Annotated in this window: 21 protein-coding genes; 14 read left to right on the plus strand and 7 right to left on the minus strand. The window is 54.7% G+C overall.

Features of this window, described 5'->3' with window-relative positions; all coding sequences use genetic code 11:
• Positions 1-12 precede the first annotated feature (12 nt).
• Positions 13-1,608, minus strand: a complete 1,596-nt coding sequence (locus M2305_RS14810; RefSeq protein ID WP_264649844.1) for an alkaline phosphatase D family protein — start codon at positions 1,606-1,608, stop codon at positions 13-15.
• A 266-nt stretch (positions 1,609-1,874) separates the two neighbouring features.
• Between M2305_RS14810 and M2305_RS14815 the strand changes: the two genes are divergently transcribed.
• The 3 genes from M2305_RS14815 (at position 1,875) to M2305_RS14825 (ending at position 5,999) form a co-directional block, all read left to right on the plus strand.
• Positions 1,875-2,270, plus strand: coding sequence for an RNA polymerase sigma factor (locus M2305_RS14815; RefSeq protein ID WP_249210166.1), 396 nt, complete (start codon positions 1,875-1,877; stop codon positions 2,268-2,270).
• Positions 2,270-3,208 carry a FecR family protein gene (locus tag M2305_RS14820; protein ID WP_264649846.1) on the plus strand — a complete coding sequence of 313 codons (939 nt, stop codon included), beginning with the start codon at positions 2,270-2,272 and terminating at the stop codon, positions 3,206-3,208. The genes M2305_RS14815 and M2305_RS14820 overlap by 1 nt, the downstream gene beginning before the upstream one ends.
• 100 nt (positions 3,209-3,308) lie before the next feature.
• Positions 3,309-5,999, plus strand: a complete 2,691-nt coding sequence (locus tag M2305_RS14825) for a TonB-dependent receptor plug domain-containing protein (RefSeq protein ID WP_264649847.1) — start codon at positions 3,309-3,311, stop codon at positions 5,997-5,999.
• A 42-nt stretch (positions 6,000-6,041) separates the two neighbouring features.
• Here M2305_RS14825 and M2305_RS14830 read toward each other — a convergent pair whose 3' ends face one another.
• Entirely contained in the window at positions 6,042-8,399 is a 2,358-nt protein-coding gene (locus M2305_RS14830) for a TonB-dependent receptor (protein ID WP_264649848.1), read from the minus strand.
• Between the two features lie 153 nt (positions 8,400-8,552).
• Between M2305_RS14830 and M2305_RS14835 the strand changes: the two genes are divergently transcribed.
• From M2305_RS14835 to M2305_RS14875, 9 genes are read left to right on the plus strand one after another with little or no spacing between them, the layout of a single operon-like run.
• A complete protein-coding gene (locus M2305_RS14835; protein ID WP_211514154.1) occupies positions 8,553-9,881 on the plus strand; it encodes an LLM class flavin-dependent oxidoreductase in 1,329 nt (442 codons plus the stop codon).
• A complete protein-coding gene (locus tag M2305_RS14840) occupies positions 9,878-11,356 on the plus strand; it encodes an ABC transporter substrate-binding protein (protein ID WP_264649849.1) in 1,479 nt (492 codons plus the stop codon). The genes M2305_RS14835 and M2305_RS14840 overlap by 4 nt, the downstream gene beginning before the upstream one ends.
• Entirely contained in the window at positions 11,353-12,303 is a 951-nt protein-coding gene (locus M2305_RS14845; RefSeq protein WP_264649850.1) for an ABC transporter permease, read from the plus strand. The genes M2305_RS14840 and M2305_RS14845 overlap by 4 nt, the downstream gene beginning before the upstream one ends.
• A complete protein-coding gene (locus M2305_RS14850) occupies positions 12,300-13,133 on the plus strand; it encodes an ABC transporter permease (RefSeq protein WP_264649851.1) in 834 nt (277 codons plus the stop codon). The genes M2305_RS14845 and M2305_RS14850 overlap by 4 nt, the downstream gene beginning before the upstream one ends.
• Positions 13,130-13,963, plus strand: a complete 834-nt coding sequence (locus tag M2305_RS14855) for an ATP-binding cassette domain-containing protein (protein ID WP_264649852.1) — start codon at positions 13,130-13,132, stop codon at positions 13,961-13,963. The genes M2305_RS14850 and M2305_RS14855 overlap by 4 nt, the downstream gene beginning before the upstream one ends.
• Positions 13,960-14,736 (plus strand): ATP-binding cassette domain-containing protein, encoded by a 777-nt coding sequence (locus M2305_RS14860; protein WP_264649853.1) that lies wholly within the window; start codon positions 13,960-13,962, stop codon positions 14,734-14,736. Before M2305_RS14855 ends, M2305_RS14860 begins: the two co-directional genes overlap by 4 nt.
• A gap of 13 nt (positions 14,737-14,749) precedes the next feature.
• Positions 14,750-15,778, plus strand: a complete 1,029-nt coding sequence (locus M2305_RS14865; RefSeq protein WP_264649854.1) for a P1 family peptidase — start codon at positions 14,750-14,752, stop codon at positions 15,776-15,778.
• On the plus strand, positions 15,771-16,634 hold the full coding sequence (locus tag M2305_RS14870) for an alpha/beta fold hydrolase (RefSeq protein WP_264649855.1): 864 nt from the start codon (positions 15,771-15,773) through the stop codon (positions 16,632-16,634). Before M2305_RS14865 ends, M2305_RS14870 begins: the two co-directional genes overlap by 8 nt.
• Entirely contained in the window at positions 16,631-17,842 is a 1,212-nt protein-coding gene (locus M2305_RS14875; protein WP_264649856.1) for a tetratricopeptide repeat protein, read from the plus strand. Before M2305_RS14870 ends, M2305_RS14875 begins: the two co-directional genes overlap by 4 nt.
• On the opposite strand, the gene M2305_RS14880 is transcribed toward M2305_RS14875, so the two are convergent.
• A complete protein-coding gene (locus tag M2305_RS14880; protein ID WP_264649857.1) occupies positions 17,843-18,841 on the minus strand; it encodes an LLM class flavin-dependent oxidoreductase in 999 nt (332 codons plus the stop codon).
• A 399-nt stretch (positions 18,842-19,240) separates the two neighbouring features.
• Here M2305_RS14880 and M2305_RS14885 point away from each other — a divergent pair, with 399 nt between their 5' ends.
• Complete coding sequence (locus M2305_RS14885) at positions 19,241-20,581, plus strand: GntT/GntP/DsdX family permease (RefSeq protein WP_046901908.1); 1,341 nt, start codon at positions 19,241-19,243, stop codon at positions 20,579-20,581.
• 46 nt (positions 20,582-20,627) lie between these two features.
• Positions 20,628-21,383, plus strand: coding sequence for an SDR family oxidoreductase (locus tag M2305_RS14890; protein ID WP_264649858.1), 756 nt, complete (start codon positions 20,628-20,630; stop codon positions 21,381-21,383).
• A gap of 21 nt (positions 21,384-21,404) precedes the next feature.
• Here the strand turns inward: M2305_RS14890 and M2305_RS14895 are convergent, their stop codons facing one another.
• From M2305_RS14895 to M2305_RS14910, 4 genes are read right to left on the minus strand one after another with little or no spacing between them, the layout of a single operon-like run.
• Positions 21,405-22,397: a FecCD family ABC transporter permease gene (locus M2305_RS14895; protein WP_264649859.1), complete on the minus strand. Its 993-nt coding sequence runs from the start codon at positions 22,395-22,397 to the stop codon at positions 21,405-21,407.
• Complete coding sequence (locus M2305_RS14900) at positions 22,397-23,350, minus strand: ABC transporter substrate-binding protein (protein ID WP_264649860.1); 954 nt, start codon at positions 23,348-23,350, stop codon at positions 22,397-22,399. Before M2305_RS14900 ends, M2305_RS14895 begins: the two co-directional genes overlap by 1 nt.
• Positions 23,347-24,105 (minus strand): ABC transporter ATP-binding protein, encoded by a 759-nt coding sequence (locus tag M2305_RS14905; protein ID WP_264649861.1) that lies wholly within the window; start codon positions 24,103-24,105, stop codon positions 23,347-23,349. The genes M2305_RS14900 and M2305_RS14905 overlap by 4 nt, the downstream gene beginning before the upstream one ends.
• Before the next feature lie 2 nt (positions 24,106-24,107).
• On the minus strand, positions 24,108-26,333 hold the full coding sequence (locus M2305_RS14910) for a TonB-dependent receptor (RefSeq protein WP_264649862.1): 2,226 nt from the start codon (positions 26,331-26,333) through the stop codon (positions 24,108-24,110).
• Positions 26,334-26,366 lie beyond the last annotated feature (33 nt).

Here is a 26,366-nt window from a genome sequence, read left to right on the forward strand (position 1 = left end):
CGACATATCCACTCAGGCCTTTTGAAGGCCTGGGTTGCCACGCTCAACTGCAAAACTGGCGTAGGTTGAGAGCTGTCCCTCGTGATTGCTCACCTGATCCAGAGTTTTAAGATCTGCTCGCCAGACATCCCGGCCAACATCACACAACACATAGCCACGCTTGTCTGTCGTTGCCTTAAGATGCGGGTTTTCACGCCGAACCGACTGGCTATGGGCGTCATTATCTCCAACGCCATCACCGCCTGACGAAATGGACGTCGCCAGAAATTCCACCGACACTGGCTTCTGCTTGGCGGGATCAATCACGAGATTGCCCGCATAATGCCGATGTGCATCCCCCGTCACGTTGACCACGTTTCCGGGGCAGTGCTCTCCGATGAACTGAAGCAGTCGGTTACGGCTATGCATATAGCCGGACCACTGATCCATACTGTAAAGCAGCTCCGAATGGGCTGACTTGCGATGAGCAAGATCCATAACCATGACCTGATGCGCCAGCAGGTTCCACCGTGTGTCAGACTGTCCCAGCCCGTTAAAAAGCCAGGATTCCTGCTGTTGTCCCATCATTGTGCGTTCGGGTGACCAGACATCCGGTCCCTGCGGAACGTCTTTATCACCGTAAGCCTGATCGCTCCGGTACTGACGGGTATCCAGGACGAACGTATTCATCAGATCACCAAAGCGGAAGCTTCGGTACATCTGCATGTGACTGCCATCCGGAAGAGAACTGATACGAAGGGGCATATGTTCGTAATAGGCCTGCATGGCGGATGCCCGACGCAGACGGAAAATATCCGCCGGAGTACCGTCCTGATCGGTATCTCCTGCCCAGTTATTATCAACTTCATGATCATCAAAGCTGACCAGCCAGGGCGCAGCGGCATGAGCAGCCTGTAGATCCGGGTCAATTTTGTACTGCGCGTAACGGCGGCGATATTCGTCGAGGGAATAGATTTCTGGCCCGATGTGCCGACGGACCGCCGTAAATGGCTTTCCATAAACGGTGTGTACGCCTGCGCCGATATCGGCTCCTTCGTAAATATAGTCCCCGTAATGGAAAACAAAATCGACGTTCTCGTTCGCGATAGCCCGCCAAGCACTGTAATATCCAAATTCGTAGTGCTGACACCCTGCCGCGGCGAACCTTACACGCTGCACGCTTGCACCGGGCAACGGCAAAGTACGGGCACGACCTATCGGGCTCGCATGTCCCGCAATATGGAAACGATACCAATAAGGCCGATCTGGTTGAAGTCCATCAACTTCAACATGAACGGAATGAGCGAGCTCTGGGTGAGCAATGGTCTGCCCTGACCGCAGGCGCGTTGAGAAACGCTCATCCTCGCTGATTTCCCAGTCCACCAGAACTGGCTTCAGGCGCTTCATTCCTCCCGCCTCTTCCAGCGGGTGCGGCGCAAGGCGTGTCCATATTACGCAACCGTCTGGTGCCGGATCTCCGGATGCTACACCCAACTGAAAGGGCGATGAATCAAACTCAGGCGTCTTGTCCAGATTATGCGGGGCGGCAGCAGATAACTGCTTCAGGCGGTAGGAAAACAGGAGCCCTGCTCCCAGACCTGTCAGTACCCGTCGGCGGTTTAAAAGCATGATGGAAAATCTTTCGCTGAAATCGAGCGGTCGCACTCTTTCCAAGACAGCGAATAAGAGCGTTTGCCCATGCCCTTCGGCCTCTTTTCATGAAACTGTCACAGACCCACCCCGCCAAAATCCGTAATGGAGCGCTTCAGGCAGTCCATCTTTAAAACAGGATGATATAACCTTTGGCGGAAAACTGGTTTCCCTGTCAGCAGGAATGGCTGCGCCTTTGCCGCCGCATCAGAAGCCTGACACATCGCGACGATGCGGAAGATCATCTGCAGACGGCACTGGCGAATTATTATGAACGCGCCAAAGACGATGTGACGCATCCGGAGGCATACATCACCAGAAGTGCGCTCAACCTGCATCTCAATGATTTGAAAAAAGCCTCATCGCGCATGCAATCTTTCAGTGATGATCGGGATATTACATTAGAAATAGAAGATCCTGGGCCATCCCAGGAAGACGTTTATGCATCAGGCCAAAGAATGGATCGCTTCCACGAGGGTTGCAGACAGCTTCCCGAAAAGACAAGGCAGGCCTTTCTTCTCAATCGTGTTGAAAAAATGAAGTATCGGGAGATTGCTTTAACGCTGGGAATGAGCGAAAGCAGCGTGGAAAAGCATATTGCAAAAGCCCTTGTCTTCCTTGCTTCCTGGATGGACCATTAATGCCTTCCGAAAAGCATTTCGCAGTTCGAGAACAGGCCGCCCTCTGGATTGCGCGCCTGCACGCTGATGATTGTAACGAAACGGACCGTGCCCGCTTTGTACAGTGGATGCGTGAGGACACCTGTCACGCCAATACTTTTGAACTCCTGACGGATTACTGGGAGCTTGGCGGCGGCGTTCCAACACAAAGCATTCCTGCAACACCCGCAAAACGCTTAGATACGCATGGTTTTTCGTTAGGGCGTAGAAGTGCACTGGCCCTTGCCTCAGCTGCGCTCATCGCACTTGTGCCGATGAACAAGACTGCGCGGGCATCCCGTGTTCTGCAGGCATCGACCGGGCATACTCTTCGCATTGCATTGCCGGATTACGGCACATGCCTCCTGGATTCAGGAAGCCGAATGACGCTGTCTGAAGATGGGCACCGCGCGAGACTGGAGCACGGACAAGTGCTGCTTTCCCCTGAAAGCCCGTCAGATTTCTACCTCTCAGTTCGAAACGTCACAGTTCGGCTCTCACGACAGACCTCAGCTAATGTCCGCATGGAACAGAACTGCACAGACATCACGGCGCTTCGGGGCAAGATTTTGCTCCGAAGCGGAACAACTGCCGCGCGTGATATCTGGATCCGCACGGGACAGCGCTTTCGCATTGCCCAGAATGGTGCGGTGAGCATCGATTATCCCAACATCGAAGCGCTTCTTTCCTGGCAGACCGGACGTCTGATTTTTCGCAATACGCCTCTGCAGGAGGCTGTTTCAGAAATCCGACGGTATAGCCAACGTCAGATCATCCTGGCGTCGCCAACTGTTTCAAATATGCGATTAAGCGGGGTTTATTTTGTGTCACAGGGCGAGATGTTTTTGCGGATGCTTCCGCGCCTTCTTCCCTTGACGCTCCAGGAACAGGGAAACGTTTTCATCTTTCGTGCTTTATGACGGTTTCATGAAAACCGTTGAACAATGCTGAGGTTTTTCAGTTTTCATTTGTCTTCCTGTTGAGACCGCCTTCTGCGATCACCAACAGGATAGAGAATACATGGCCGTCAACGTCCGGTGCCCCCTTCGCGCAGTTCTGCTTCTGACTGTAGGGACGACCATTCTGACCCACTCTGCTCTGGCTACACCGTCAGCCGCAGCGAATATTCACATTAACCGGCAGCCAATGGCACAGGCACTGGAATCCCTGAGCCAACAGACCGGCCAGAGTGTCATTTTCTCCCCTGAACTGGTGGACCACCTTGAGGCTCAGTCCGTTAATGGTGCCCTGTCAGCTGACGCAGCCGTGACGCGGTTGCTCAGTGGGAGTGGTCTGGTTGCCGAGGTTGCTCCAGGCGGCGGAATGGTCATTCGACGTGGTGCCGCTACAAAACGCCTCCCAAAGCACATACGCGCATCGCGGACCCGGGATGAGCGCGACATTGAGCAGATTGTTGCAACAGGCCATCGAACGCGGTCTGTCTTGAGCATCAGCGGCGACCAGATGCAGGAAATGATGCCGGGTCAGAACCCGATGCAGGCGCTGGATCTTTTGCCGGGCGTGACGTTCACCAATGTTGATCCTTGGGGCAACAACGAGCAGAACTCAAGCATTTACGTTCACGGTTTTTCCAACAGCCAGCTTGGCTACACCCTTGATGGCGTGCCGCTCGGTGCAGGCGCTTATGGCAATTATAATGGCCTTTCCCCGCAACGAGCAGCCATCAGCGAAAATATCGGCCAAACGTCCCTGTCCTCTGGGGCGGGCGCACTCGGAACAGCGTCCACCAGTAACCTGGGCGGAACGATTGAGTTTAATACGCGGGACCCGAAAGCAAAAGCCGGCGCAACAATCCGGCAGACTTTCGGCAGCTATTCCACGTTTCGCACCTATGCCCGTCTAGACACCGGTAATTTTGGGAACGGAAACGCGGCCTACGTCTCTTTCTCACGGCAGGATGCCAGACCCTGGAATCTTGGTGCAGGAAACAATCAGGGTGGCTATCAGGTGAATGGCAAGTTTGTTCATAAAGGTGAAAAAACTACCATCACGGCGTATTTTGACTGGCAGGACAAGGCAGAGCCCAACACACAAGGACTGACGGCGCCGACAGACCTCTATGCTCGCGGTGCGTTTTTCCCTGATTTGAACGCCGCCATGGCCAACTACCCTGCCATGACCTCCAAATCCGCAGCCCCAGGAACGCCCAATAATAAATACTATTACTCAGCAGCGCAGCGAACCGATTACCTTGCTTATCTGAAAATTTCGCACAAATTCTCTCCAAACCTGACGTGGGATAACCAGCTTTACTTTCACTATGACGATGGCGCAGGTGTGGTCGCAACGTCCATTCGCACCAACGCTATCTTGACGATCCTTGGGAGCTACCTGGACCCGACTGGATCCAAATACATCAAGAATGGTCAGTTCACGTATAGCAATGCCGGAATTGACCCAAAGGTCTGGAATGCAACTGGCGGAACGGGTTTTGCTGTTCGTACGACCGAGTATGAAGACTATCGTGGAGGCCTGACCAGCACCCTACACTATCATCTGGGCCACCATAATATTGAGGTGGGCGGATGGTACGAACGCAACAACAATACACAGGGACGCCTTTGGTATCCGCTCACTGCAACAGACACACTGACGCCTTATAAGCGCGCGACCAATCCTCTTTTTACTCAGTGGATGAATGCGTTTTACACGAACACGTTTGTCACACACCTGCAGGATAGCTGGCGCGTAACGCCCCATCTGACCTTGACAGCAGGCTTCAAGTCCGAGATGGTTTATACCAACGGCACGTTGCCCGTCGCTGCTTTGCCGCAGTCACTTGCATCATCGGTTAAAGGTGCAAAAACGATTGTTGATACCAGCACTCACACAGTGGCTGGTGGAACGATCCCGTCTTACAAACCCTTTCTTCCTGCTTTTGGTGCCTTGTGGAGCTTCACGCCCCATGAGCAGTTATTCGCCAACATTCAGGAAAACATGAATTCGTTTGCCCAGACCGGATATGGCAGCACGTCACCTTGGGCCGTGACCAGCCAGGAAGCGTTCGAAGACTTCAAGAAAACAGGAAAACCGGAAACGTCCTGGACCTATGAAACAGGCATCCGAACCAATCGGCCGCTGTTTCTCGGCCCACTCACGGGCATCAGTGGTCAGCTTGAATATTACCATGTCGATTTCTTCAATCGTCTTGGCTCGATCAAGCCGCCTAATCAGGGAATTTCCGGCGTTGGTGGCACTGTCGCCAACCTGGGCAGCGTTTCGACAAATGGTATGGATCTGTCCTTCACACTCCGGTTCGGGCAGCACTTCTCGATTTATGATGCCGTTTCCTATGTCAGCAGCATTTACGGCAGCGATTTCATGGACGGCACCACGCTTTACGCAACAAAAGGCGAGAAAGTCCCGGCTATTCCTGTCTGGTCTGACAAGTTCGCCATCAACTACAATCAGGCAGGCTTCAACGCTCAGCTCTTCGGAACCTATATGGGCGTCCGTCCCGGTACAATCACGAATACCGTCATGGTGCCACCAAGGTTCCAGCTTGGCTTCAGCTCCGGTTATACGTTCAAGCACATCCCACACATGCAGAGCCTCAAGCTCCAGTTCAACGTCAGCAACCTGACGAACACGCGCTCCTGGTCCACCATCACCGCGGGAGATGGCTCAACGTATGTGGGTTATCCTACCCCTCCACGCATGTTCTTTGGCACGGTGGCGGCCTCGTTCTGAAAAACGTCAGAGGGATGGCAAAAAACGCTATCCCTCGCTTTTTCAGAAGTCTGCGCGAACGCGGACTTCCCAGGTTGCTGGCCGGCCAGCAACTGCAATGTTGTCTCCACCCACAAAATAGCCGCGTGTCACGTCATAGTGCTTGTCGGTGACATTGCGACCAATACCTTCGATTTTCCAATGGCCCTTATGGGGCGCGAACGAAATATACCCGCCCCATAACGTATAGCCCGGAATGGTATTGGCAGAATTCAGAGCCGTACTCGTGGTGCGCAGGCTGTAATCTACACCTGAAACGAGATCATATTTTCCAACGCGCCACGTATAATCGACGGAACCATTGGCCGTAAAATGAGGCACCTCAATCCCACGTCCAGACACATCCTGCGTGACACCAACCCAAACACCATTGACCTGCTTTGAGCTCGTGACAGCACTGAACTTGTCGTAAGCACCTTCGACATAAGCCCCAGACTGCGCAACGTGCAGCCCCGGGATCGGGGACCATTCGACTTCGTATTCGCCACCAAACATATGGGAGCGCGGCGCATTTACGAACAGACCAATCGCGGAGCCCGTCGTCGGGCTATAGGCGATGGACTGAACCTGACGATCGAAATAATCATAGTAAAAGAAGTCAGCATTTACCCGCAGGTTATACCTCGGCAGAATTAGCTTGTTTCCAACCTCGAAAGAATAAAGCTGCTCAGGCTTGAACGGATTGGTCATCTGCGTGACGTCAGACGAGTTGTAAACCGTGAAACCACCGGATTTCACACCCTTGCTGAAGGTGAAATACGTCATGTCATGGCTAAACGGATGATATTGGATGCTGAATTTTGCAGACGGCAACGTATAGGACTGCGACTGCTGGGCGACAGCGTTCTGCGGGTTCGTCACCACCCCGCCGACGAGGTAGTGAGCATAGACGTTATCGAGGGTGCGCTTCTCGTGCTCGACGCGAATGCCCCCAACCAGTTGCAGCTTTGGCGTAAGGTCATACGTCACCTGACCGAAGCCGCTGATTGTATTGACCGTCTGCGAATAACGGACGTCTCCATCCGTATTGTAAAGAGCCTCAAACCCGGACTGGTAACGATCATTCAGCCACTGATGACCGTAGTAAATGCCTCCAATCCAGTGAAGCCGACCAGATGTATTGGATGAGAAACGCAGTTCGTCGGCCACGACATTAGCCCGCGTATTGAACTTCACGTCTGCCAGAGACAATGAGGAATCATCAAAATTGTCGTATTCATCACGCTGCATGTAATCGTAGCTGGCAAGGTTTGTGATCGTGAAATCACGGAGATGCTTCTCAACCCGCAGACTGCTGCCACCCGTATCGATATGGCTGTATGGCTTTTGATCCGGCGTCAGACCAGTTTCTTTGGCAAATTGCTCCGAAGTCCCCCAGCGAGTATTATAACGACTGGTGGACGCAGGCATTGGATTGGTGGAACTGAGGCTGGTGATAGGCTCCCACGCATAGACGCCCGTCCCATCAGAACGATCCCGGCTACCGTGAAGGTTCCACTCCACCTTCCAGCTCTCTGACGGGGTATAATCCACCAACAGGCGAGCCGCGCCACGATTGACGTTCCCGAGATGGGCCTGAGCCTCAGGATTGTACTGCCACGCCCCGCCCTGCTGTGTTTCGCCAGACAGGCGAAACTTCAGTTTGTCGTTGATTGGACCGGAAATATAACCGTCGATCTTGGCGCTGTCGAAACGGCCATACTGGGCACTCACTCCTCCCGCCAGCTTATCGGTCGGTTTGTTCGTGATATAGTTGATCGCACCGCCTGTCGTATTCCGACCATACAGCGTACCCTGCGGACCGCGCAGAACTTCCACGCGCTGCATATCAAACATCATTCCGTTGATGCCGAACGGGACCGGGTTCGCTACCTCATCGATATAGATACCCACAGTCGGGGAATTGTTGCTGGAGTAATTGCTAAATCCGACGCCGCGGATCGTATAAGTGAACTGCCCACTGCCGTAGGACGGCTGGATCTGAAGCGATGGCGTAGCGTACTGGAGATCGAACACATTGTTGATGTTCCGATTTTCCAGCATCTTTGCGGAAACGACGCTGATTGACGTACCGATGTTCTGTGGGCTGTCCGCCTTGCGCTCCGACGTCACGACAACGTTTTCCACGCGGGAGGCCTCAGATGCGTGAACTTTAGGCGCAGCCGATGCATGAGCAGCTTTTGCAGAAAGCGCGCTGCCCTTTCGGGACGTAGCCTGAGCAGGCTTCTTTGTCTGGGCATTCTCCTCCGCAGCCGCAGCAACATTCCAGAGCGGCAGGAATGCAACGCTGGAAATCAGTGCAATACGCCCACGAACAAGGAGGGCATTCCTGCGGTACGGAGCAGTAAGTACGTCGTGCATCGGTTCCGCCTAATAACTAAGTTTTTTGGTTGTTAATTGAAACAACTATTTGATTGCGTTTAAGGGATAGAAAAACGATTCACAACAGGTTATGTTGTGAATGCAACAATTTTTTGTGTTTCTGACCGCGACATAAGCAAGAGATCAAGACCCATGGCTCCCCAGATGAAACTCGCCGCATTTCTTCTCCCGACCGGCCATCATGCGGCAGCCTGGCGCCACTCAGGATCTGCCCCTGACGCAGGAAGCAATTTCAAACGCCAGCTTGAACAGGCACGCCTCGCTGAACGGGGGCTGTTTGATGCCGTGTTTATCGCTGATTTTACAAGCTCCATTGACGAAGCGACAATCGATGGCTTCCGCAGGATGACATATGCGGCTTCTTTCGAACCTCTGACGCTCCTGTCCGCACTGGCTGCCACAACAGATAAGATTGGCCTTATTGGTACTGTCAGCACGACCTATTCGGTGCCTTATCACCTCGCCCGGCAGTTCCTCTCGCTTGACCAGATCAGCGGCGGACGCGCTGGATGGAACCTTGTCACGACAGCCAACGTCAAGGAGTCCATTCATTACGGGCGTCCAAGCCATGTCCCTCATGCAGACCGTTACCGTCAGGCCCGCGAATTTGCACAGATTGTAGAGAATTTCTGGGATAGCTGGACCGACGATGCATTCCTGAGAGATACAGAAAGCGGAGCATTCTTCGCGCCTGAAGGCCGGCGTCCATTTGATTTCAAAGGCGAGTTTCTCTCTGCAGCGGGTCAGATCGATATTCCCCGCTCGCCGCAGGGCAGACCCGTTCTCGTGCAGGCGGGCTCTTCCGAGCCGGGGCGCCAACTGGCTGCGGAAACTGCCGAAATGGTCTTTACCGCCCAGCAAAACCTTGAGGAAGCAAAAGCTTTCCGCCTTGATCTCCACCGCCGCATGAAAGAAATCGGGCGGGACCCTGCATCTCTGAAAGTTATGCCAGGCGTATATCCGCTCGTTGGTCGCACGCAGATGGAAGCAGAAGATCTGAAGGGTGAACTTGATGAACTTACCCACCCTGACGTCGGGTTGTTTCTGCTAGGAGGCATGACGGGCACAGATCTGCGTGGTTTGCCCCTTGATGCGCCCCTTCCAGAAGCACCCGCGGACTTCAACGGAAACCGCAGCCGCCAGACACTGCTCGTAGAAATGGCCAAGAAGCGCAACATGACCCTGCGAGACCTCTACCTCGAAGTCAGCGGCGCGCGCGGGCACTGGTCCATCTATGGCGGTCCCAAGGAGATTGCAGATCAGCTTGAAGAGTGGTTTGTGGAAGGTGCGGCAGACGGGTTTAACGTCATGCCTCCCATTCTGCCGCAGAGCCTTGAAACGTTTGTGGATCATGTGGTGCCAGAACTTCAGAGACGCGGTCTGTTTCGCACAGCCTATGAAGGCTCCACCCTGCGCGAGCATCTTGGCCTCAAGCGTCCGGCTCCCGGCGAGACCCCATGAAGTCATCTTTTGCGCTTTTAACCATGGCTGGTCTGAGTCTGGGCACGTCCGCACTGGCCCAGACGCGCGATACAATGAGTATTGGCGTCTCCATTGAGCCGCCTGGCTTGGACCCAACCCGCAGCCCAAGCGAGGCCATCGGCACAATCACATACAACAACGTCTATGAGGGCCTGACCCGACTGGACCGTGACGGGCACGTCCAGCCCCTGCTTGCACGGGCTTGGACTGTCTCAGACGAAGGCCGCGTTTATCATTTTGCTTTGCAAGAAAACGTTCATTTCCATGATGGGACACTCCTAACCTGTGAAAATGTGCGGTTTTCCCTTTTACGTGCGGGGGCTACGTCCAGCACAAACCCCGACCGTACATTCTTTACAAACATCGCGGATGTGAGCTGCCCCGACACTACCCACACAGATATCACACTCAAAAAAACCCATGGCAGCTTCACCTATGAGCTTGCATGGAATGATGCCTCCATCCTGTCACCTTCATCAGCAGACAAAAACGCCAGCCATCCCATAGGGACAGGACCGTTCCTCTTCCAAGCCTGGCAAAGAGGCGATCACGTCACCCTGTCCCGTAATCCCGATTATTGGGGAAAAGCGCCAGAACTGAAGGCTGTCACATTCCGGTTCATGCCTGATCCGCTTGCTGCCAGTAATGCGCTTCTGGCTGGAGAGCTGGATGCTTATCCCTCGTTCCCTGCCCCTGAAATTCTCGGCCGTTTTTCAGGAAACCCGAACCTCAAGGTCGTGCGTGGAACCTTTCCGTTCAAAGCCATTCTGGCACTGAACAACGCTCGCAGGCCATTCAATGACCTGCGCGTACGTCAGGCTCTTGCCTACGCCATCGATCGAAAGGCCCTCATTCAGGCTGGGGCGGATGGAGACGGAACGGTCCTGCAATCTCATATGGCTCCCAATGACCCAGACTATGCTGCACTCCCTGATCGGTATCCATACAATCCGGAACGTGCACGGGAGCTTCTCAAAGAGGCTGGCATCAAACCGGGAACGCAGCTGACGCTCTCTTACCCGCCCATCACCTATGCTCGGGATACGAGCGAAATCGTTGCCGCCTATCTGGAGCAGGTTGGCCTGATCGTCACGTTGCAGCCGTTGGAATGGCCATCATGGCTGGGACGTGTTTTTGGGCAGGGCTCTTTTGACATGACAGTCATTGCCCATACAGAGCCGCATGACATCGGAATCTACGATCGGGATAACATCTACTTTCATTACAAGAACCCGCAGTTTCATGAGCTATTCGAACAGTATGAAGCCAGCGACAACGCGGAGGATCGGCATCGGCTCTCCATCGCCCTGCAAGATCGTCTCGCGCAGGACGAGCCCAATGTCTTTCTTTATTCCCGCCCTCGGGACACAGTTCTGAACCGGCGTATCTCTGGCTTATGGATTAACCAGCAGATCGCAGCCTGCCCTATGGCAGATGTGACGTGGCAACCATGATGACCAATCTTGCCTCTGCCATTTCAGGAAGACTGGTGGTTCTCGCAGTCGCCAGTGTGATCGTGTTCGCTCTGTTGAACCTCCTTCCGGGGGATCCGGCCACAGTGATGCTTGGGCTGGATGCAAGCCCGGACAGCATTGCGGCTCTCCATCACCAGCTAGGCCTCGATGCCTCACCCGCAACACGGTATGTGCGCTGGATTTCTGGCCTGCTGCACGGAGAGGCTGGAACGAGTTACGCCTATGATGTCCCCGTTCGTGGGCTGATCCTTGAGCGCTTCCAGAGCACCCTCCCTCTGATCCTGCTGGCTACGGGCCTCGCTCTTCTCATTGGGTTACCCACGGGAGCCATCGCAGCCACTCATCGTGGAAGAGGTCTTGATCTTGCCGTCATGGCAACGTTGCAGTTCCTCAAATCCATTCCGGATTTCTGGCTGGCCATGATGATGACGCTGCTGTTTTCCCTGACGCTGCACTGGTTTCCGGCAGGAGGATTTACGGGCTGGACCGCAGGATTTTTCACGGGACTGCGCGCTCTTTTCCTGCCCACGGTCGCCCTGGCCATCCCGCAGGCAGCCATCACAGCACGCTTCATGCGCTCCTCTCTCATCGATGTTCTGAATCAGGACTTTATCCGGACAGCGCGTGCTCAAGGCTACAGCGGCAAGGGCGTTCTCTGGAAAGTCGCCATTCCAAACGCACTGATCCCAGTTCTGACACTGATCGGCATTCAGCTTCCCGTTCTGGTGACTGGGGCAATCATTGTCGAAAGCGTGTTCAATATTCCCGGCTGCGGAAAACTGCTTCTGGAAGCCGTGAACCAGCGTGACATTCCGGTCGTACAAAACCTTGTCATGCTGATTGTCGCGGGTGTCCTGCTGCTCAATCTGGCACTTTCCATCGTAGTGCGCTGGTTAGACCCGCGCCTTGCAGGAGAAAGTGCATGACCCGGCTTCGCACGAACAGGAGCCTGATTGCTGGAAGTGCCCTTCTTCTGGCTTGCCTTGTCCCAGCAACCCTTACGTGGATCTGGCGGGGTGGCCGCTCTCCTCTGATTGATATCGCGCATCGTTACGCTCCGATTTCTTTCTCTCACCCACTGGGGACGGACCCGTTCGGACGTGACATTGCGAGTTATGTACTGACAGGGGCTTTTAACAGCACGGTAATCGCCGTAATTGCGGTGACACTCGCGACAGTCATCGGGACAGCCTTGGGGCTAGTCGCAGCTTATGGCGGTTTGCGCGGCAAAGCCGTGATGAGCACAGCAGATCTGGGGCTGGCTTTTCCACCTATTCTGATCGCCGCCATGCTCGTCACAGCGCAAGGCGCCTCTGCCAGTGGCGAAATTCTCGCTATTGCCCTTTTCGGCATCCCAGCCCAGATCCGGATTACACGACAGACTGCGCACTCCATTCTTGTACTCGATTACATTGCCGCCGCCCGCATGGCAGGACTGAACTCAATCGATACGATCCTTCGCCATGTTCTTCCGAACATCGCGCCTATCCTGATCGTTCATGCCTCGACCTCTCTGGCGTTGGCCATTCTCTCAGAAGCCGGCCTATCCTATCTGGGGCTTGGGGCACCGCCCCCTCAGCCGGATCTGGGACGAACGCTCGCATCTTATCAAATCCATATTTTTGACCACCCCCTGCTTGTTGCAATTCCGGGTGTAACCGTGATGGTTCTGGTGCTCGGGTTTAATCTGCTTGGCGACGGCCTGCGGGACCTTCTTGAGCGCCCTTTCAATCGACTGAAAGGACAGCCGTCATGAGCCGCATTCTGTCCGTTCAAAACTTATCAGTCCGTGCAGGCTCTAGGACCATTTTGCACCCTTTGTCCTTCACCATAAACGCTGGTGAAACCGTCGCTGTCACGGGAGAATCTGGTTCGGGAAAATCCACGCTTGCCCGTACGCTTATGGGATTGCTCCCCGATGGCTTTGAAACGTCAGGTCAGGCTCTATTTAAAGACCAGAACCTCATTTTTCTTCCGGAGAGCCAGTTTCGAAGCCTGCGCGGTCAGAAGATTGCCATGGTTTTTCAGGAGCCCATGACCGCGCTTAACCCAATCCGTCGGATTGGTCAGCAAATCGGGGATACGTTCCGACTGCACACCGCCATGACAGGTCGCGAAATCAAAGAGGCCGTTCATCAGCTTCTGGATCGTGTTGGCCTCAGTCGCGCAGGCGTCTCAGCCAGCGACTACCCTCACACGCTGTCAGGCGGTCAGCGACAGCGTGTGCTCTTGGCTATCGCAATCGCGTGCAAACCAGCATTGCTGATTGCTGACGAGTTCACAACCGCACTGGATAGCCAAACCCAAGCCGAGGTCATGGATCTGGTCCAGGATCTTGCTGCTGAAAATCAGATGGCCATTCTGATGATTTCCCATGATCTGGGCCTGATCCGCCATAAAGCCAGTCATGTTCTGGTTCTTCAACACGGGACACTCGTGGAAAGTGCAAAGACAGAAACACTTTTTTCAGCACCGCAACACCCATACACACGTGCTTTACTGAGTATGTCCTTGCACGGAGTGAACCATCCGGCGCTGACACGCCTTCCAGTACCAGAAAATCTGGCGTCTGGGGTGGAGCCATGAGCCATCTTCTGGAAGCCAGACATATCCAGTACGATGTTGCAGGCCGGGGAACATCGCTGCTTCGCTCGCGGAAACCGAAGACCATTCTACAAGATGTCTCGCTTCACGTAGATAAGGGCGAAACACTGGGGCTCGTTGGGTCCTCAGGGAGCGGAAAATCTACATTGGCTCGTATCCTCACGGGTTTAGTCGGTGCGAAAAATGGTCAAATTTTTTTTGAAGAACAGGATATTACGTCCATCACCGGCGTTGCCCGACACCGCTTCAGACCCCACATCCAGATGATTTTCCAAGACCCACAAGGAGCTCTGGACCCTCGGCAGACCGTTGAAAAAATCGTCGCAGAACCTCTTTATCAGGCCGGTTTGAATGCTGAAGAGAGGAACCGTCGTGTTCTTGACGTTCTAGCGGACGTAGCTCTGCCGGAAGACGCCATCAGCCGCTATCCGAGGGAATTTTCAGGTGGCCAGAGACAGCGTATCGCAATTGCCCGCGCGCTCGTAACCCGCCCCGATGTTATCGTGGCCGACGAGGCTGTTTCGGCGCTGGACGTCTCCACTCAGGCCATCGTTCTGAACCTTTTGCTGGATCTGCAGGAGCGTCATGGGTTGTCATATATTTTTGTCAGCCATGACTTGGCTGTAATTCGGCACATTTCACATCGTATTGCTGTTTTAGATGGTGGGAGAATTGTCGAAACGGGGCCCACAGCGGACGTTTTGAAACACCCCCAACACCCGACAACCCGTGCCCTCATTAACGCTAGCCTCTGAAATCACACGTGCCATGACTTCCAGAATCCGCCATAATCTCATCACGGACATTCCGGGCATTCGCGTTGGAAATGTGCGCAATGTTCAACAAAGAACTGGCGTCACGGCGCTTATGTTCGACCGGCCAGTTGTCGCTTCAGGCAGCTTTCTTGGCGGAGCCCCTGCACTTCGGGAAAATGCGCTTCTGGAGCCAGAAATGCTGGTGGATGGCATTCACGCCATCGTGCTGTCCGGTGGATCGACGTATGGTCTGGATGCAACCGCCGGCGTGCAGGCATGGCTGAGAGAAGAGTTTGACGCTCTTCCCACGCCAGACGGCCAGGTCCGCGTGCCTATTGTGGTGCAGGCCAGTCTTTTTGACCTCGTGAACGGCGGCGATAAGGACTGGGGACGATACTCGCCTTATGCGGAACTTGGCTATCAGGCCGCACAAGCAGCATGTCACGGTCCCTTCAAACTAGGGACCGAAGGCGCCGGAACGGGCGCAACCACCGCGACCGTGAGAGGGGGGCTTGGATCAGCCAGCGCCATAACCTCCAGCGGGCACACGGTCGCAGCGCTTATGGTTGTCAATGCTGTCGGGACGGCCACGATTGGAGACGGACCACACTTCTGGAGCGCGCCTTTCGAACAGGACGCGGAATTCGGAGGGTTCGGTTTCCCGCCTCATTTGACAGCAGATGACCTCAAACTCCGCATGAAGCCGAATTACGTTGCTGGAACCACAATCGGCGTTATTGCCACTGATGCCACCCTGACGAAAGCTCAAGCCAAACGCTTGGCCATTCTGGCGCAGGATGGCGTCGCACGTGGCGTTTTCCCCGCGCATCTCCCACAGGATGGAGACGCAGTGTTCGGCATCGCTACAGGCGATGCACCCGCGCCCGCTTCCATTGAGGAGTGGACCGAAATTCTGCATACGGCCACGCAGGTCACAGCCCGAGCGATCGCGCGCGGCGTTTATGAGGCATCGCCCTTGCCGGGTGAGCCCACTCGCCCCACGTGGCAGGAACGTTTTGGGAGGAATACCAGCCATGACTGAGACACTTCCACCAGCAGAAACATTTTTCCGCGTTCCAGGCCGCAGGCTTGCCGTCTCTTCAAAACAGGCTGGAAGTGACACAACGCTCTTTTTTGTGCACGGATTGGGCGGGAACCGTCAGCAGTGGCGGCTACAGTGGGACCGATTTTCCAAAGAGCCCATCAATCTCGTCGCATGGGATGCGCTTGGACATGGCGAGAGTGCGCGCTCCAAGCACGAACAGGTTTTTGCCAGTCGGTTTTCGGTACAAGACCTTGCCGCTGTTCTGGCAGCGTTCCCCTCGCGCAAACGCATCATCGTCGCTCATTCTTTTGGGTGTCGCATCACGCTGGAATGGATTTCCGGATTACTTGCTGCTGGAGAGGACATACCCGTTGATGGCCTCATTCTGTTGGGACCGGCATCTCTTGCCCCGTCCCTAAAGGGGCCGATGTTTGGAAACTGGATGGACCGTCTGCCCTTCTGGATCGCCTCGTTTGCAAGACCGGCTTTACAGGCGCGCTTCGAGAAGCTGGCATGGGCTCCAGACGTAGATCCAGAGATACTCAAAACCGAGCGTCAGGCGACGAAGCGCAACAGCCTGTTCATGATCAATGCTGTCCGTTCAGGTGCGGCCCCGGTCAATACGGAAATCCTGCGCCATTTTGACAAGCCCGTGCATATTCTTGCGGGTCAGAACGATGGCATCGTCCCTCTGACGGAAGTCAGAAAAGTGCATGATTTCCTTCCCGCCAGCACCTTGGATATCCTGCCAGACTGCGGTCATCAGATCATGCTGGAACAGCCTGTTATCGTAAACCAGTACGTTGAAAGAGAACTTCAGCGACTTTCCTCCTCTCCCGGAGAGGCGCCATGACTCAGGACGTTCTGAACAACGATATTTCTGCTGACCAAGCGTTCACGATCGCTGGCATCAATGATTTTATCCTTGGTTACCTCGGATATGACTTGCGTCTCGTCAAAATTCTTGAAGTTGCAGATCAGTCAGAGGACTGCCTAGCGAACACCTATGCTGGTCTGCTCTGGATGCTTTCTGAAACAGGTGATGTTCCATCAGAAGCGCGCCGATATCATGAACGCGCAACTCAATCCGTTACCAGTGCCCTTCCGCGTGAAAAGCTTCTGTTTTCAGTTCTGGAGGCCTCTATTGCGGATGATCCAGAGGCTATTCTTCGCCTGACAGATCGTATTCTTTCCCAATGGCCGCGTGATCTGGTGACTTTGAAGCTTCGCCAGTATCACGATTTCATTCGAGGCCGCTTTGAGGACATGCTGGCCGTTGCGTTACGCAGCGAAGATGCCGCCGGAGACGTTGCCGCCCTGCACGGTATGCTGGCTTTTGCCTATGAGCAGTGCCACGATTTACCTGCTGCTGAGCGTTCTGCCCGCACAGCTCTTGCCATGGACCCATCGGAACCTTGGGCCCAACATGCCCTTGCTCATGTTTTCCTGACGCAGGGACGCATTGATGAGGGTACCGCGTTTCTTGAAGAGCGGTCTATCGGCTGGAAAACGCTGACCTCCTTCATGGACACGCACCTGTGGTGGCATCTGGCTCTCTTTTACCTTGCACGCAATCGGGTAAGCGACGCTGTTTCAGTTTATGACCAGCATTGCTGGACCAGAGAACGCAGCTTCTCACAGGATCAGGTTGGCGCAGTATCCCTTCTGGTCCGTCTGGAGCTGGCGGGAGCTGACGTCGAGGACCGATGGATGGACCTGGCGAACTGGCTCACTTCACGACAGGACGATGTCAGTCAGCCCTTTCTGACCCTGCAATATCTTTACGGACTACTCCGCGCCCATCGTCCGGAAGGGCAGCATCTGCTGCGACGTATCGAGGGCCTCTCCGGGCAAAACCTGCCAGATCAGCGAGCGTGGGATCTGGTGGGCATTCCTTTAGCCCGTGGGCTGAACGCCTATCTCCACAATGAAAACGCTTCAGCCCTGCTCTCTTTCAACGCTGCGCTTCCTCACTTACAGGACATTGGTGGCAGTCACGCCCAGAGAGACCTGTTCATTCAAATCCATCAGGACCTACAGCGGCGCATGTTAGAGGCTTGATCAAGCCCCCACGTCTGCCTTGATCCTGGCTGTAATTTCAAGAGAGCGCTTGCGGCTGTCCTGATCATGAATCGGGACAGCCACCATCAGCTCGTCAGGCTTGTGACGTTCCAAAAAGCGTTTCAGGTGTCCCGTCACACTCTCTCTGGACCCGGCAAACGTATAAGCCAGTGTCTGCTCAAGCAGCGCCTGCTCCTCTGCCGACCACAACGACAGGATATTATTGACAGGCGGCGGGAACGCGATAGGCCGCCCGCGGCGCAAAGCCATAAAATACTGGTATAGTGACGTCGCCAGGCGCTTGCCGTCCGCTTCCTCATCCGCTGCAATGACATTGACTGTCAGCATCACATGAGGCCGAGCACATCTCTCGGACGGCTCAAACCGTGACCGATAGAGAGCAATGGCTTCCTCCATCTGCGCTGGCGCGAAGTGAGATGCAAAGGCGTACGGTAGCCCCAACTGGGCGGCCAGAACGGCCGAAAACAGAGACGATCCCAAAATCCAGACAGGAACGCGCAGGCCCATTCCGGGAATGGCACGTATCAAATGCGTATCTTCCGCCGCCATGGGCTCGAAGTAATGCAGAAGCTCAACCACATCTTCCGGAAACCTGTCAGGCGCCGACGGATCGCGCCGCAGAGCACGGGCTGTTCTCTGATCAGCCCCTGGTGCCCGGCCCAGGCCCAGATCTATGCGGCCCGGAAAGAGCGTCTCCAATGTTCCAAATTGCTCTGCGACAACAAGGGGCGAGTGATTTGGGAGCATGATTCCGCCAGAGCCCACCCGAATACGGGTCGTTGCCCCCGCCACCTGACCGATCAGAATGGCCGTTGCCGCAGACGCAATTCCCGGCATTGAATGGTGTTCAGCCAGCCAGTACCGATGAAACCCCAGATTTTCTGCTAATTTGGCAAAATCGATTGTATTCCTGAACGCCTCACGAGGGCCTGCGCCCCGTGTGATGATTGAAAGATCAAGAACAGAAAACGGGATCATTGTGTGGTCCTTGAGGTCAATGCGTTCAGACTTGCGGCATCGTAGCACGAACCGACAAAGCCGTAGCCATTGTCACCGTACAGACTCCTGACGCGGCACTTCACTGATGCGTTGCGTTCAAGTTCCCGTCATTCAGGCGCTTCATTAGTGTTGGGTCAGGACCGAAAAATGCAGGAATAATTTAAAAATTCACAGCTTCCATATTCTTCAACGCATGCATTTGAGCGATGGTGGAAGCCTTCTGCCGAGATCATGACGCAGACTTTACATCCGTTCTTTGAGGCAATCGGCGTATGGGTCTGAGAAAGTTTCAGTTCTCTGCAGGAGCCTCTCACGTAACGGTTTTTTCTGGTTTCCGCTTCTGAACTGTTTCCTCGTTCTGACAGGGCTGCGTTCCATATGACAACAACCTTTGCCATTCTGCTGGCAACAGCCGCAATCATTGCAGTCGTCGTACTCATTGCGCGTTTTCGTCTAAATCCTTTCATCGTTCTCTTCAGCGTTTCTATTCTGCTGGCTCTTTGCGCGGGTATGCCTGCGGACAAGGTTGTCGCATCTTTCGAAGCTGGTGCCGGACACGTCCTCGGGCACGTTGGCACGATCATTGCGCTCGGCACCATGCTTGGCAAAATGCTGGCTGAGTCTGGGGGCGCTGACCGGATTGCCCTGACAATTTCAGAGCGCGCGGGTCGTCAACGGATTGACTGGGCCATGATGGTGATAGGCCTGCTTGTGGGGCTGCCAGTCTTCTTCGAAGTTGGCGTTGTCCTGCTCTTCCCGCTCGCTTTCGTTCTTGCAGCCCGAACGGAAACATCGCTGCTGCGAGTGGCCCTTCCCATGGGGGCGGCGCTTTCCGTTACGCACGCCATGATCCCGCCTCACCCGGCAACGCTTCTCGCCCTCTCGGCCTATCACGCCAACACTGGAACAACGATCTTCTGGGGCGTTCTGCTGGGAACACCGATTGCGGCCATCTCAGGCCCGCTATTTGCGCGCTTCATCAGCCCCCGTGTTCTCATCACAGAAAAGAATGCGTTGGCAGAACAGTTTGTGCGGCGTGAAATCCCGACAAACCTCCCAGGCTTTACGGTTACCGTCCTAACCATCACATGCCCTGTCATCCTGATGCTAATCGGCTCTTCCGCGGACATGTTTACGACTCCGAGAAGCGCACCAAACATGTTTCTGCACTTCATCGGCAACACGGACATTGCACTGCTTTTGGCAACCGTCATGTCGTTTTACGTGCTGGGCCTGGCCCGCGGCTTTTCACGAGAAACCATTCTTCGCTTCACCAATGAGTGTCTTGGCCCAACGGCTCTGATCATGCTTCTGGTTGGTGCGGGCGGGGGCTTTGGTCGTGAACTCATTGATAGTGGCGTCTCCAAAGCCATCACGGACGCGGCCGTCAGCGCGCACGTTCCACTTCTCGTGCTGGCGTGGCTTCTGGCCGCGATCGTCCGCGTCGCTTGCGGATCTTCTACCGTTGCCATGAGTACGGCCTCCGGCATCGCGGGTCCGATCCTCGCGCACTCGCAGGGCGTATCGCCAGAACTCATGGTGATTGCCACCGGCGCAGGGTCTGTGGCTTTCGGCCCCATGAACGATGCCGGCTTCTGGCAGATGAAAGAATATCTTGGCCTGACCGTGCCGCAGACAATCAAGACCTGGTCAGTTCTGGAAACGATTATTGCCGTTCTGGGACTGGTCTTCTGCGTTGGTATTTCAATGTTCATCTGATCCGCGTTGGCAGAGCGCTGACACAGCAAAGGAAGAAGGATTTTCCATGAGTGTATCTCTTTTTGACCTGACGGGACATCGCGCTCTGATTACGGGATCGTCTCAAGGTATCGGCTTCAGTCTGGCCAAAGGCCTGCAAGCGGCAGGCGCTGAAGTCGTTCTGAATGGTCGGGATGCTTCCAAACTCTCGGCCGCAGCCGAGGAACTGGGAGGTGTCGAGACACTTGTTTTTGACGTGACCGACCATGCAGCTGTTCGAACTGCAGTCGATCGCTTCGAAGAAGATACCGGGCCCATTGATATTCTGGTCAACAATGCAGGAATGCAGCACCGCGCGCCCTTGGAAGACTTCCCGCCAGAAATGTTTCAGAAGGTTCTTCAGACAAACCTGACGTCCATTTTTAATGTTGGACAGGCTGTTGCGAGACATATGCTAGGCCGTAGGCAGGGTAAGATCATCAATATTGCCAGCGTCCAGACGGCCCTCGCTCGGCCGAATATCTCCCCCTATACGGCCACCAAGGGTGCCGTGGGGAATCTGACCAAGGGGATGGCGACCGAGTGGGCAAGACACGGCCTTCAGTGCAATGCCATTGCACCGGGTTACTTCGACACGCCTCTCAACGCCGCGCTCGTAAATGATGCAGAATTTTCAACGTGGTTGGAGAAGCGCACACCTGCGGGTCGGTGGGGACAGCTTGATGAACTGACGGGTGCCTGTATTTTTCTTGCTTCCGGTGCATCGTCGTTTGTGAATGGTCATGTTTTGTATGTGGACGGCGGTATCACGGTGTCTCTCTGAGGCAAACGCGCCAAGGACGCATCAGCGCCGCGTTAGAAGAGCCATCAGGAAACACGCGCCTATCGCAGAAATGACTATTCCAACTGGCAGCTCCTGAGACGGCAAAAGACAGCGGCTGAGAAGATCTGAAAGGATTGTCAGCATCCCCCCCGCGACCATAGCGGGGATAAGGATATTTCGAACAGACCGTCCCCAGATGGGCCTTATGAGATGCGGCACAATCAGTCCGACGAAGCCGATCGGCCCACACAATGCCACTGTGGTTGCACAGCTAAACGCGCAAAGGGCAAGAACACAAAGCCGTAGCTTTCTTGTTTGCACCCCGAGGGACGCTGCGGTTTCCTCTCCGGCCATCAAAGCATCCAGATCAGCTCCAAAAGCCCATTTACCGAAGATCACGGGCAAAAGCCCCAACACGACAAGTGGCAGGGCCGACCAGCGAGCGGCGGAAAAACTGCCCATCGTCCAGAACAGGACAGATTGCGCCGTATTACGGTCACCCCAGAAAATCAGCAGGTTTGTCAGAGTAGAGAAGACGAAGGAAATCGCCAGACCAGACAGCAGCATTCGTTCCGTTGAGACCCGTGCGCCAGACCGGGATCTAAACGATACCAGCAACAGAAGTGCTGAGGTTGCCAGAAATGCCCCACCGACTGCACCAAAAGCGATCGTCCAGACGCCAAAAACATCCCCCAACAATACGATGACAGCAACAGCCCCTGTTGCTGAGCCCGAGGACAACCCGAAGAGAAACGGATCTGCCAAGGGGTTGCGGGTTACGGCCTGAAGAAGTGCTCCTGCACCGGCAAGAATTGCTCCGGTCAAGAAAGCCAGAACCAGCCTTGGCATTCGCAGGGACCAGATGATCCGGGCGGCAATCTCATGACTGGCTGGACCGCCCAAAAGTCCCGCTTGCAACGAATGCCAGGGAAGAGAAGCACTTCCGAGCGTAACTTCCAAAAATGCCAGCACACCCAAAGCAGGCAAAGCGCTGATGCTAAGAACACGCTTCATCAAGGTGCTGCGTCCGGGTGGAGAAAGGCGGCAATCTTTTCGATCACATCGATATTCGCTGGAGACGGCGTCATTTCATCATAGCGCACAACCAAAACACGGTTTGTCTTCAGGGCCGTACTCTCCGTCAGCAATGGCTGGCTTCGCAGAAATTTCAGACTGTCTGAAACACCTGCCCCGTAATCCATTACCAAAATAGCTTCAGGATCACGCAAACCCGCGTTTTCCCACGAAGCGGCGCCCCAGTTTGTCGGTAAATCACGAAAAATATTTTCGCCCCCGCCCAGCCGGATCAGCTCTGTCGCGAGGGCATATTGGCCAGCTGTAAATGGCCGATCGCGTCCACTGTCATAAAGGAAAACACGTAACGGGTGATGGCCCTTGAGACGATCCTTAATGTGCTGAACGCGCCTTTGCCAACCTTCAACCAATTGCCGAGCCAGCTGCTCCCGGCCGAAAACCTGTCCAAGTTTTTTTTCGTCGCTATACAAAAGGTCTAATGTCGGGAGAGTTGTTGAGTGCCCGGCCCGGAAGCAGCTTTCAGACAGAACAAGCGTCGGGATACCCTGAATTGCCAAGGTCTCGGGTGTCACATCCCCACCCACGTGCATCCCATAATTCCAGCCGGCAAAGAAAAAATCTGTTCCGACATCAAGCAATTGTTCAAGACTGGGATAGTGAGTTGCAATTTCCGGGATATCGCCTTGCTGAGCTTTGAAACCCGGTGTGTATTTGTTCCAGCCTGATATCCCCGTCAAACCACGAATATAGGGCTGCAAATGCAGAGCAAAAGCCATCTCCGCCATATTAACGTCGTGGATGACAGCATGCTCCGGCTGATGCGTGATCGTTACGGATTTCCCGCAGCTCTGCACGGTAACCGGGTAGGCGAAGGCCGTTTGCGCGGCAAAGCCACAGAACCCCAGAAACAGCATAAAGGTAGGCGTTTTCATGCGCCTCGCGGCCTAAAAACGAACGTCGTGCTGCCATCATCCAGTTGAACGGAATGAACATTCAAGCCGAACGCATGCCCTAGTTCCGAAGAGAGCAGAACCTCAGAAGACGCCCCATCCAGAATGATTTTTCCGTCCCTCATCAAGAGAGTTCGCGGCGCAAAATCAGGCACGAAAGACAGGTCATGCAGGACAGCCACGATTGTCAGAGGGAGGTCACGAAGCAGATTTAGAAGCTCTGCTCTGGCCGCCAGGTCCAGGTGATTGGTGGGCTCATCCAGCAACAGTATTTTGGGAGTCTGGGCCAGACATCGCGCCAGCATCACACGCTGACGCTCGCCACCAGAAAGATTGCCAATCGGCCGTTTTAAAAAAGGTTCGACACGGAAATACTTGATCGCCGTTTGCAGAGCCGTGGTGTCCTGCTGTGCCTGAGGAGTGCCTCGAAACGGGAGACGGCCAAGAGCGATATAATCCTCAACTATGAATTCAGAAGTTACATCGTCGGTCTGGGAAAGCCACGCAATCTTGCGCGCTACCATTGGTCTGGAAAGGGCGCAGAGTTGCGTTCCTTCCAGAACTATCTCCCCTTCCGTCGGCGAAATTAATCCAGCGAGGAGCCTCAGAAGCGTGCTTTTCCCAGCACCATTGGGGCCAATAAGTGCAACATGCTCACCCTCCCTGACGGAGAGATCCGTCAAAGAGAGTATGCAGTCATACCCAGCACCATGCGTCTGAAGCACAACCTCAGACACGATCAGAAACCCGCCTGAACACTGATCGAGAAGGACCGCGGCGCCCCCAACATCACTTCACTCGGATAACTGGTATCAGCCCACTGAATGAAGTGCTTGTTTCCCACATTGTCTACCCGGCCATAAACCGTCACGCCACGATAGGCGTGCCACGCCGCGAAAAGATTGACGAGCGCATAGTCTTTCAGACTCAGGGTGTTGGCGTAATCGCCCTTGCGGGCAGATACGTAACGCATACCAGCTCCCAAATCGACCGGCAGATCTGCAACCCGGGACCAGACACCCCACAGGTTGGCCGTTACAGCCGGAACGTTCGGAACCTGGTTCCCGGAGGCATTCACTGACGCTGAAGGATGGAATGATCCATAACGAGACCACGTATAGGCAACATTTCCCGACAGGCTCCAGTGTTTGCCCAGCGTGAGGTCTCCCTGCCATTCCACACCCCTTGACTTTTGAACGCCCGCCGTTGCCACGCTGTCCACACCGGTAGCAACGAGAACTCGGGTACGGCGGATATCGTACAGAGACAGCGTAGAGGACAGGCGTCCTTTCCAGAAAGAACCCTTGGCGCCGATTTCTCCTTGTCTGGACTGACTCAGGCGTGAAAACTGGCCTTTATTAACCAGGAAGATATTGGAGCCCGGCGGATCTTCAGCCGTTGTGTACACGCCGTAGAGGCTGATGTTATCTGTCAGATCATAAACAGGGCCAATCCTGAAGTTGGCAGGATTGTAGTTCCCCTTGAAGCTGGTCGCAGGATTGAACGCACCGGACTGGCTATAATTCTGACGATCCAGTTTCAGCCAGTCATATCGAAATCCACCCACCACACGCAGATCGTCCCGCACCGTCAGGATGTCTTCCATGAAAATGCCTGCGTCCACCATGGTTGTGGGAGATTTCGTATACGGATATTCTCCCGCAAAACTCCCCACGGCCGTGCTTTCAGGGCTACTCAGAGAAACGCTGTCCGCATATGTCGCGTCCGGAAAACCACGATTCCGGATGAGCCGCACATAATACGCGTCTCCACCGACGACCAGACGGTTCTTCATTCCGAAAACATGAAAATCAAACTGACCATCCAGCGTGTCACCCACCTGATGCTGGTTCATATAAACATAGAACCGATCCCGGCCGACCCGACCGGGTGCAATGGCATTTCCCGCTGCGTCTGTCTGCCCGGCTGAACCGATATAGCTGTAGGATTCAGCGTTATTCCAGTTGCGCTTGGCGTAAAGGACATAGGTTTTATTGTGAAACGTCATGTTCTCCGTTGGCTGCCACGTCAGATGGAGCGTCGGGGTCACATTAACCGAGCCAGCTTTTGCATCCTTGGAATTGTAATAACGCCAGAGCGATGACCGGCTTACGCCTAACCCCTTGGAAGACGACAGCAGGCCGCCTACGCCATCATGGACCTGAGCCAGCGGGACCAAAGGGGTTCCGTAATATGTCGACAAGCGATCTGTCAGATAGTCGACGCCAAAGCGGGCTGTAAATTTCTTCGAAGGGTGCCAGAGCAACGTTGTCGTGAAATCGTTGCTGTGTGGGTCTGCGCCAGCAACGTATCCATCAGACGAGGTACGACTGAAATCACTTCGAATGGCCAAAGTGTCAGTAATGGGAACCGAACCGCCAACACCAGCATTCCATGTATTGAAACTGCCATAAGATACCAGAGCATTAGCATGCGGCCCATCAAACGCAGGGTCACGCGTTCGCATGTCCACCGTGCCCCCAACAGCGCCCTGCCCGTACAGAACAGACGACGGCCCCTTGAGAACCTGAACGCTCTCAAGATTGAAGCTGTTGAGCGGACGGTTCACCATCGTGGTCGGGCCGTAATAAATGCCATCTCGCAGGATCAGAACCTGATTTCCGCTGAAGCCGCGCATCATCATCTGCGCCGGACTTCCTGGAGATCCACCGGAAGAAACACCCGGTGCACTGTCTGCGGCGTCTTCAGCGTGCGCATAACCGCGCTGCTCCATCACGCTGCGCTGAATCACATTGATCGTCGCAGGATTATGTTGAACCGTCAGCCCAAGTCTGCCCCCGATAACAGCACTATCCTTCAGCGGCTGCGCCCGACCATGCGCCGTAATGTGTTCTTCTTTCGCTTTGGCCGCCGCCTTCCTGACGTCTTCTGTCTGGGCGAACGCAGGCTGAAAAACGGTCAATGCTGCGACGGGCAACACACCGACAAAACTGATTTTCCTCATGGATAACGCAAACTTCACTCAACAATGCGTCAC

It is taken from the genome of Gluconobacter cerinus, assembly GCF_025961355.1.
GTDB lineage: Bacteria > Pseudomonadota > Alphaproteobacteria > Acetobacterales > Acetobacteraceae > Gluconobacter > Gluconobacter cerinus.

Coding starts and splice junctions, on each gene's coding strand:
- M2305_RS14895 (WP_264649859.1), bottom strand. CDS start 22,397: ATGAAGCGTGTTCTTAGCATCAGCGCTTTGCCTGCTTTGGGTGTGCTG.
- M2305_RS14875 (WP_264649856.1), top strand. CDS start 16,631: ATGACTCAGGACGTTCTGAACAACGATATTTCTGCTGACCAAGCGTTC.
- M2305_RS14830 (WP_264649848.1), bottom strand. CDS start 8,399: ATGCACGACGTACTTACTGCTCCGTACCGCAGGAATGCCCTCCTTGTT.
- M2305_RS14865 (WP_264649854.1), top strand. CDS start 14,750: ATGACTTCCAGAATCCGCCATAATCTCATCACGGACATTCCGGGCATT.
- M2305_RS14900 (WP_264649860.1), bottom strand. CDS start 23,350: ATGAAAACGCCTACCTTTATGCTGTTTCTGGGGTTCTGTGGCTTTGCC.
- M2305_RS14860 (WP_264649853.1), top strand. CDS start 13,960: ATGAGCCATCTTCTGGAAGCCAGACATATCCAGTACGATGTTGCAGGC.
- M2305_RS14885 (WP_046901908.1), top strand. CDS start 19,241: ATGACAACAACCTTTGCCATTCTGCTGGCAACAGCCGCAATCATTGCA.
- M2305_RS14810 (WP_264649844.1), bottom strand. CDS start 1,608: ATGCTTTTAAACCGCCGACGGGTACTGACAGGTCTGGGAGCAGGGCTC.
- M2305_RS14820 (WP_264649846.1), top strand. CDS start 2,270: ATGCCTTCCGAAAAGCATTTCGCAGTTCGAGAACAGGCCGCCCTCTGG.
- M2305_RS14910 (WP_264649862.1), bottom strand. CDS start 26,333: ATGAGGAAAATCAGTTTTGTCGGTGTGTTGCCCGTCGCAGCATTGACC.
- M2305_RS14870 (WP_264649855.1), top strand. CDS start 15,771: ATGACTGAGACACTTCCACCAGCAGAAACATTTTTCCGCGTTCCAGGC.
- M2305_RS14845 (WP_264649850.1), top strand. CDS start 11,353: ATGATGACCAATCTTGCCTCTGCCATTTCAGGAAGACTGGTGGTTCTC.
- M2305_RS14825 (WP_264649847.1), top strand. CDS start 3,309: ATGGCCGTCAACGTCCGGTGCCCCCTTCGCGCAGTTCTGCTTCTGACT.
- M2305_RS14835 (WP_211514154.1), top strand. CDS start 8,553: ATGGCTCCCCAGATGAAACTCGCCGCATTTCTTCTCCCGACCGGCCAT.
- M2305_RS14890 (WP_264649858.1), top strand. CDS start 20,628: ATGAGTGTATCTCTTTTTGACCTGACGGGACATCGCGCTCTGATTACG.
- M2305_RS14855 (WP_264649852.1), top strand. CDS start 13,130: ATGAGCCGCATTCTGTCCGTTCAAAACTTATCAGTCCGTGCAGGCTCT.
- M2305_RS14850 (WP_264649851.1), top strand. CDS start 12,300: ATGACCCGGCTTCGCACGAACAGGAGCCTGATTGCTGGAAGTGCCCTT.
- M2305_RS14840 (WP_264649849.1), top strand. CDS start 9,878: ATGAAGTCATCTTTTGCGCTTTTAACCATGGCTGGTCTGAGTCTGGGC.
- M2305_RS14880 (WP_264649857.1), bottom strand. CDS start 18,841: ATGATCCCGTTTTCTGTTCTTGATCTTTCAATCATCACACGGGGCGCA.